The following is a 7,253-nucleotide window of genomic DNA, read 5'->3' on the forward strand; positions in this document are numbered from 1 at the left end:
AAGAGTCCATTTGTGACCTCCAATAGATGTTTTTGTGGATATTAACATTCTATCAAACAGGTCCAGATGGACTTTTATTTTTATAAAGTGTTCAACTTGATTTTACAATCGGCGGAATTTAAAAATTGGTCAAAAAATAGAATTTTTACATCAGCATTGTGAGCATTCAGCTGACCAGCAGTATGCTGATTAAATAATTTAACCCCAGTCGTTAGGCTGGGGTTATTATGGTTGGTTACTAATTTGGGACGAAATTTAGGCATTTGTGGTTGCGGCATATTCCTTGTAATCTTCAATAATCTCTTCTTCATTCATGGGACAATGTGATTGACCGGCCTTATAAGCCTTTTTCCAAGCACTATCTTGGTGTGATCTAGCTACTAATCCAAAATCATTAATAGGATCAATTTGTGCAATCATATCATCAATAAATGACCAAACATCTTTTTCCATCGAATTAGAGTAACGCTTTTTCTCTAAACTTGGCGTGATTGAGTTATTTTTATCTTCTCCATAAACTTTGTTTAGGACGGGGCCGTATTGCCAAGCTTCAAAGTTCGCCTTAAATAATCTTTTTGGGTATTTGATAGTTTCTGAAAATTCACTATTTTCATTAGAATAATCAATGCTTCCGTATGTTGCAGCATAGAAGGCCCATAAGAAATACAATGATTTTTGAATTTTCAATGGAGTAGGGTTAGTAAGTTTTGCTTCAAGATATGATACCAAGTCTTCGACTTTATCAAAAAAGTATGCATCTCTACTCATAATAGTCTCCTTCATATTAAATCTCGTACCTACAAATATTATAATGAAATCTGTTAAAAGTACCTAATGAATTAAATATCACCATACACTTTCTTAAGATTGTACAGCTCCCACCAAACACAATAAAAACAGTGTAATAGAAATATTACTTTTTCCGTACAAATGGTATGAATGGCTTGTTTCTTGCTTATTTGCTAGATACAATGAAGGGTGTTATACAAGGAGGAAATTTCATGAAGAAGAGACTTTTGACCAGCATAGCTGCCGCAGTTGTGTTGACTTCCACAATTGCCCCAGCATCTAATATTTCTGCAATTAATAATCTTCGTAGCCAAAAGGTTTCTGCTGCTACTGATGCGCAAACAGCATTTTTAAATAAGGCCGCTAAGCAAGCTGTTAAAGCTGCTAAGAAGTATGGTACTTATCCATCAGTAATGATTGCACAAGCTATCGTGGAATCTGGTTGGGGACAATCAGGTCTTGCAGTTAATGCAAATAATCTTTTTGGTATGAAGGCTGACGATAGTTGGGGTGGCGCTACTTATTCTGCCAAGACTCGTGAAGAGGGCAAGAATGGTAAGAGCTACTACATTAATGCCAAGTTTAGAAAATATAATTCTTTTGAAGAATCATTTGAAGATAATGGTAGCAAGTTGCGTAATGGTGTTACTTGGCAACCACTTCGCTACAAGGGCGCTTGGCTTGAGAATGCTAACACTTATGCCGAAGCAACCAAGGCTTTAACTGGTACTTATGCTACCGACAGCAAGTATGATATTGCACTTAATTCTAGAATCACTAGTCATAATTTGAACCAATATGACCCAGTGATTTCTAAGGCTACCAAGCACTACACTGTTGATAAGTCAGGTTCAGTTTATAACTGGCCAACTAACCATTCAGTAGCTAAGGCTGTTGGTTCTGTTAAGAGCGGCGAAAAGGTTACTGTAACTAAGACCATTACCTACAATGATGGTTCAACTAGAATGTACATTGAAGGTAAAGGCTGGATCAACGGTACTTCTTTAACCAAGGGTAAGACAACTACTAGCGAACCAAGTACTCAGGCTCCAAAGGGTGCAACCAAGGTTGAAAAGAACTTGATGCACAATGCCTATGTCTACGATGCCAAAGGCAAGAAGATCAAGGGCAAGATGTACAAGATCAACGATGAAGAAGGCAGCAAGTTAATCGCTACTTACGGTACTAAGACTATTAAGAAGAAGACTTACTACCGTGTCGGCGAAAATGAATACATTGCAGCCGGTAACATTGATGGTACTCTTAGATTCTTGAAGCATAATGCCTATGTTTATAACCAATATGGCAACCGCGACAACACTTTAAAGCGTAAGAAGAATGAACAAGTTGCTACATACGGAAGTGCTGTTAAGATCAATGGCAAGAAGTATTACAGAATCGGTATCCGTCAATACATTAAGAAATCAAACTTCATGTAATAAGAACGGGGGCCTGATTTGAAATTAAAGAAAGTTTTAGCAACTTTAATTGCAGTATTGGGGCTGATTACAGCGATTAATATCCAAAGTCAAACAGTTCATGCTGAATCAATCAACTCGCTCGCTAAAAAATATAAATATAGCGGTGTGACTTATTTATACAAGATGCTGAATCTCGAAGGTATTAAGTATAATAAGTTCCCTGGTGTCGAATATGAAAATGGCAAGCCAGAAGGAATCGTAGTTCACGAAACTGACGATCCTGGCGCGACTGCCCACGATGAAGCAATTTACTTTAACCGTGAGTGGATGAATATTAATGCTTACGTTCATGCTTTTGTTGATAGCAAGCAAGTTATTCAGATGAGATCACCAGATATGGGTACCTGGGGTGCAGGTCTTAAGGCTAACAACCGTTTTATCCAGATTGAGCTTTGTGAAGAAAATACTAGGGATGCATTTGCTAAGTCAGTGAATAATGATGCTATTTATATCGCAAAACTGCTTCACCGTTATGATCTTAAGCCAGACAATGCCTGCGATGATGGTGAAGGGACGATCTGGTCTCACCATGCTGTCAGCACATTCTTAGGTGGTACCGATCACGTTGACCCAGATGGCTACTTTGCTAAGTGGGGCTACGACATGGATCAGTTCTATTCTTTAATCAAGTATTACTACAACTTGCAAAAAAAGATTGAAAATACCCATACTAAGGATCCAAACAAGACGAAGGAAGAAGTACCTGCAGTTCAAGGTGCGGTAACTCTTGGTCACGATGCCTATATTTACACCGAAAAGGGCAAGAGAACCAAGATCTTGAAGAAGGCTGGTAGTCCCGTCGTTGTGATGGGCTACAAGATGATCAATAATAAGAAGTACTACAAGATTGGCGAGGATCAATATGTTGTTGCTTCTAACATTGATGCCACTGTCCGCACAGTAAAGAACGAGACCTACTTGCACACTAGAAGTGGTTGCGTTGAAAAGCAGAACAAAGTCAAGGAAGGCAGCCGCGTATTAACTTACGGCAGCAAGCTCACAATTAAAGGTCAAAAGTATTATGCACTTAACGCTACACAATATATCTTAGCTAAAGATATTGAATAGAAGTGTAGTTGATTTAACGCTAGATGATTATTTGTTAGAATATCATCTAGCGTTTTAATTTTGAAAATGAAATAATTAACTTGTGTTGAAAGAGAGGGAGTTTATGGCACAACTATCACTATTTTTAGTAGTTTTGTTAGCGCTAGTCATTCCAATATTTATGGCACGCTTTCAGATTAGTAACGTACCAACCGCGGTTGCCGAGATTATCGTCGGCATCATCATGGGATCCAGCGGTTTTAACTTGATTACATCCACGCATGATCTCACCTTTTTATCTAATCTAGGTGTGATCTTGTTGATGTTTTTATCAGGGATGGAAATTGATTTTGATTTATTGCAAAGAAAAAATAATCCTAAAGGGAAGTCGCAAGCAGGGAAGACGGTCGATCCGCTGAAGACGGCGATTACTGCCTTTATTGGGATCGTGATCATGGCCTTTGTTTTAGCCTATGTCTTACGACTTACCGGATTATTCAGTGAAGTCATGTTGGCCGCAATTATCTTGATGACTGTGGCCCTTGGCGTGGTTATCGCTACTTTGAAGGAAAAGGATATTTTAGGTCGACCAATCGGACAGACGATTTTGTTAACAGCCGTACTCGGCGAAGTTATTCCACTGCTTTTGTTAACAATTTATGCATCTATCAATGGTGGTAATGCGGAACAATTGTGGTTGATTATCTTATTATTTGTTGCTGCAATTTTCTTGTTGCGTCGATTTAAGCAGCCATATTTGTGGTTTGCTAAGATTACTAAGTCAACCACTCAACTTGATATTCGGTTAGCCTTTTTCCTGATTTTTGCTTTGGTTACCGTTGCCGAAACTGTTGGTGCTGAAAACATTTTAGGTGCCTTTTTAGCCGGAGTGGTAATGAAGTTGCTTGAGCCAAGTGAAGCTACTAAAGATAAGTTGACTTCAATTGGTTATGGCTTCTTTATCCCGATTTTCTTCATTATGACTGGTGTGGGACTTAACTTGCGTTCACTTTTTGCACATCCGTCTTCATTGATGTTATTGCCAGTGTTAGTTATTTTCTTATTTATTGCAAAAGTACCAGTTCTTTTAACTTATGTGCGCTATTTTCAGAAGAAAAATGCTTTTGCTGGTGGGTTCTTGACGGCAACAACTATTACGATTGTTTTGCCAACTTTACAAGTTGCACGGAAATTGCACGCAATCACATCAACGCAGTCTGATGCCTTCATTTTGGCTGCGGTAATTGTCTGCATTTTGAGTCCGATTGTCTTTAACTCTAACTTTGTTTTGTTACCAGAAGACAAGATTAAGGAAAAGGTGGCAATTGTTGGCGCGAATGCCGTTACTGTGCCTGTTGCTCATGATTTGCATGCTAATTGGTATTCAGTCAAGATGTTCACTGACAAAAAGAATCAATATAAAACTTACGATAGTCGAGTAGAGAATTTAACCTTTTTGCCAAATCTAGACGAAGAAACGCTTGAAAAAGATGGCGTATTTGATGGTGATATCGTGGTAGCGGCTAATCGCGCGGACGAAGATAATATTAAGATTGCCCGGATGGCAAAAGAGAAGGGCATAAATCGTGTGATTGCCCGACTCAGCGAAGTTGATAGCAAGACTTTGACCGAGTTTAATGAGAAGGGAATCGAAGTCTTTAACTCTACCAATGTGCATGCTGCATTGATGAGGGCAATGATTGAGTCACCAACTGTCTACAGAATTATGACTGACACGAAGAACATTTTGTATTCTGTCAAAGTGAAGAATACGCATTATACGGGTCGTCAACTGATGGATTTGGAGTTTATTGATCAGATTACGGTAAGTAGAATTAAGCGTGGGGATGAATGGTTAATTCCACGTGGTGCGACTGTGATTGAGCCGGGAGATATTTTGGTCTTCTCTGGTGAATTTAAGGTGGCAGATCGTGTCCGTGATTTGTTGAGTAAGGAATAGTAGAAAAGAAGTGTCTGAGAAAAATCTCGGACACTTTTTTAGTAATCATCGGAAATAAAAAAAGCCCTGCTATTATGCAGAGCCATCGCACGTTTGCAAGTTATCGTCTTGCTGCGCATGCATCCATGATCATTGGACGCGACAATCTTCCTACGTACATTATAACATGATAACTTGTTAAAATAAGATACAAAAAAAGCCAACCGTAAAGGTTAGCTCACACGATTCAGTTACCTGAGTTACACGAGTATCAGTCGTTAGCTCTTTTTCTTTTACTATTATATGAAAGCAACAATAAAAATACAATTTATAGAGAGGCATTATTAAGATTAATATTTTGGTAAATATTATAAAATTTAATTGAACATTTTCAGGTGATTCTATATACTATCAATTGATAGTGCATTAGAGAGGGAGAGGTGATTAACATCGTAAAGATTCCAATTCAGGTTAGTAGAAATACTGTAAATGATTTTTTGAATGATCTTAAATCAATACTTAATAGTAATCAATTTGATGTTAATCGAGATTTCTTATTAATTAGAAATCGCACTCCTCATGGAATTCATGGATATTCAACGCCACAAACTTTGCTAGACTTAGATTATGCTGTTGAGGATGTTGTTGAAAGATTGAAAGAACTTTCAATTAAAGAGTATTATGAAGTGCTCTTGGATAAGGATGATGATCATCCACCGTATTTGTATGTTTTTGCAAAAGAAATAGATAATCATCAAGTTTATATCAAATTGAAAATTAAGCAGATGCGTACCAAAAAAATAGTATGTGTGTCCTTTCATTTCGCTCAATACGAAATGAAAGATTTTCCATATAAGTAATGAAGATCTAGTTCAGGAGACAATAAAATGAATAAACTAATTAAAAGAATATATGTAAAGGATTGTCCCATCTGTGATCAAGCACACGAAATAGAAGAAAGAGAAACTCTTATCCAAGCTAAGATTAAGGGTGAAATAATAACTTATAAAGAAAAATATTATTATTGTAAAAATGCAGACCCAGATGAGCGTGAATTTGTCCCTACTAAAATGGCTAATAAAAATTTGCTAGCAGCACGTGATGCATATCGGAGAAAACATCATTTGTTAAGTTCTAGTGAAATTGTTGATCTTCGTAAAGATTATAATTTATCACAAGTGGAGTTAGCACAATTGCTGGGGTGGGGTGAAGCAACTATTTCTCGTTATGAAAGTAAATCAATCCAAGATGAAAGTCATGATGGAATGCTTCAACAAATTCGTAAAGATCCATTAATTATTTTGAATTTATTAGAAAGAAACGGTTCTAAATTTACACAAGATAAAAAGAAATCGATTCAAGAAAAAGTAAAACGTAATTTAGACTTATATGGTAGAGAAAACCTGTCTCGTCAGGCATTGGAAAGTAATTATGTTGCTTACTTAAAACCTTCAGATAAAAATGGACAAAAACGTTTAAACATTGATAAATTAGAAGCTATTATTTCTTATTTTGCATTTCATGTTGCTGATTTATATAAAGTTAAATTAATGAAAATGTTATGGTATGTAGATAGCCTCTCATATAAAAAATATGGTTATGGAATTACAGGATTAGTCTATCAGCATAAAAGTATGGGTGCTCTTCCTATTGGACATAGGAATATGGTAGATTTAGCTAATATTAACGTACAAGAAGAGTGGAGTAATTCAGGCTACGAAATGATTCATTTTTATCCTTCGGATAAAGTGAAATATAGTGTTCTTTCTGTACAAGATAAAGAAATACTGGATGCTGTAATTGCCAAATTTAAAGATTACAACGCTAAAGACATTATTAGATATATGCATGAAGAATTAGCATATAAAAAAACCAACGAAGATGAAATTATTTCTTTTAGTTTAGCTAAAAAGATTCGTGATTTTTAAACAAAATAAGACACAAAAGTGTCTGGGAAAAAACTAATTCCTAAGACATGAAAAAAGAACGATGATTTC

At 36.5% G+C, this 7,253-nt stretch carries 6 protein-coding genes; 5 read left to right on the plus strand and 1 reads right to left on the minus strand.

All coding sequences use genetic code 11. The features are described from left to right. Positions 1 to 255: 255 nt before the first annotated feature. Positions 256 to 768 (minus strand): Panacea domain-containing protein, encoded by a 513-nt coding sequence (locus CP357_RS09130; protein ID WP_025005692.1) that lies wholly within the window; start codon positions 766 to 768, stop codon positions 256 to 258. A gap of 233 nt (positions 769 to 1,001) precedes the next feature. Between CP357_RS09130 and CP357_RS09135 the strand changes: the two genes are divergently transcribed. From CP357_RS09135 to CP357_RS09155, 5 genes are all read left to right on the plus strand, one after another. Next, on the plus strand, positions 1,002 to 2,228 hold the full coding sequence (locus CP357_RS09135) for a glucosaminidase domain-containing protein (protein WP_098037129.1): 1,227 nt from the start codon (positions 1,002 to 1,004) through the stop codon (positions 2,226 to 2,228). Positions 2,229 to 2,246: 18 nt separating this feature from the next. Continuing rightward, positions 2,247 to 3,338, plus strand: a complete 1,092-nt coding sequence (locus tag CP357_RS09140) for an SLAP domain-containing protein (RefSeq protein ID WP_098037130.1) — start codon at positions 2,247 to 2,249, stop codon at positions 3,336 to 3,338. A 103-nt stretch (positions 3,339 to 3,441) separates the two neighbouring features. Then, on the plus strand, positions 3,442 to 5,277 hold the full coding sequence (locus CP357_RS09145) for a monovalent cation:proton antiporter family protein (RefSeq protein WP_098037131.1): 1,836 nt from the start codon (positions 3,442 to 3,444) through the stop codon (positions 5,275 to 5,277). 419 nt (positions 5,278 to 5,696) lie between these two features. Next, positions 5,697 to 6,116 carry a type II toxin-antitoxin system MqsR family toxin gene (locus CP357_RS09150; RefSeq protein WP_087176910.1) on the plus strand — a complete coding sequence of 140 codons (420 nt, stop codon included), beginning with the start codon at positions 5,697 to 5,699 and terminating at the stop codon, positions 6,114 to 6,116. A 27-nt stretch (positions 6,117 to 6,143) separates the two neighbouring features. Continuing rightward, positions 6,144 to 7,184 carry a type II TA system antitoxin MqsA family protein gene (locus tag CP357_RS09155; RefSeq protein ID WP_087176909.1) on the plus strand — a complete coding sequence of 347 codons (1,041 nt, stop codon included), beginning with the start codon at positions 6,144 to 6,146 and terminating at the stop codon, positions 7,182 to 7,184. Positions 7,185 to 7,253: the final 69 nt, after the last annotated feature.

It is taken from the genome of Lactobacillus sp. UMNPBX6 (assembly GCF_002553975.1).
Classification (GTDB): domain Bacteria; phylum Bacillota; class Bacilli; order Lactobacillales; family Lactobacillaceae; genus Lactobacillus; species Lactobacillus gallinarum.

What these genes read in the sequence shown, in the direction of transcription:
- CP357_RS09130 (WP_025005692.1), bottom strand. Translation starts at nt 768, where the DNA reads ATGAGTAGAGATGCATACTTTTTTGATAAAGTCGAAGACTTGGTATCA.
- CP357_RS09135 (WP_098037129.1), top strand. Translation starts at nt 1,002, where the DNA reads ATGAAGAAGAGACTTTTGACCAGCATAGCTGCCGCAGTTGTGTTGACT.
- CP357_RS09145 (WP_098037131.1), top strand. Translation starts at nt 3,442, where the DNA reads ATGGCACAACTATCACTATTTTTAGTAGTTTTGTTAGCGCTAGTCATT.
- CP357_RS09155 (WP_087176909.1), top strand. Translation starts at nt 6,144, where the DNA reads ATGAATAAACTAATTAAAAGAATATATGTAAAGGATTGTCCCATCTGT.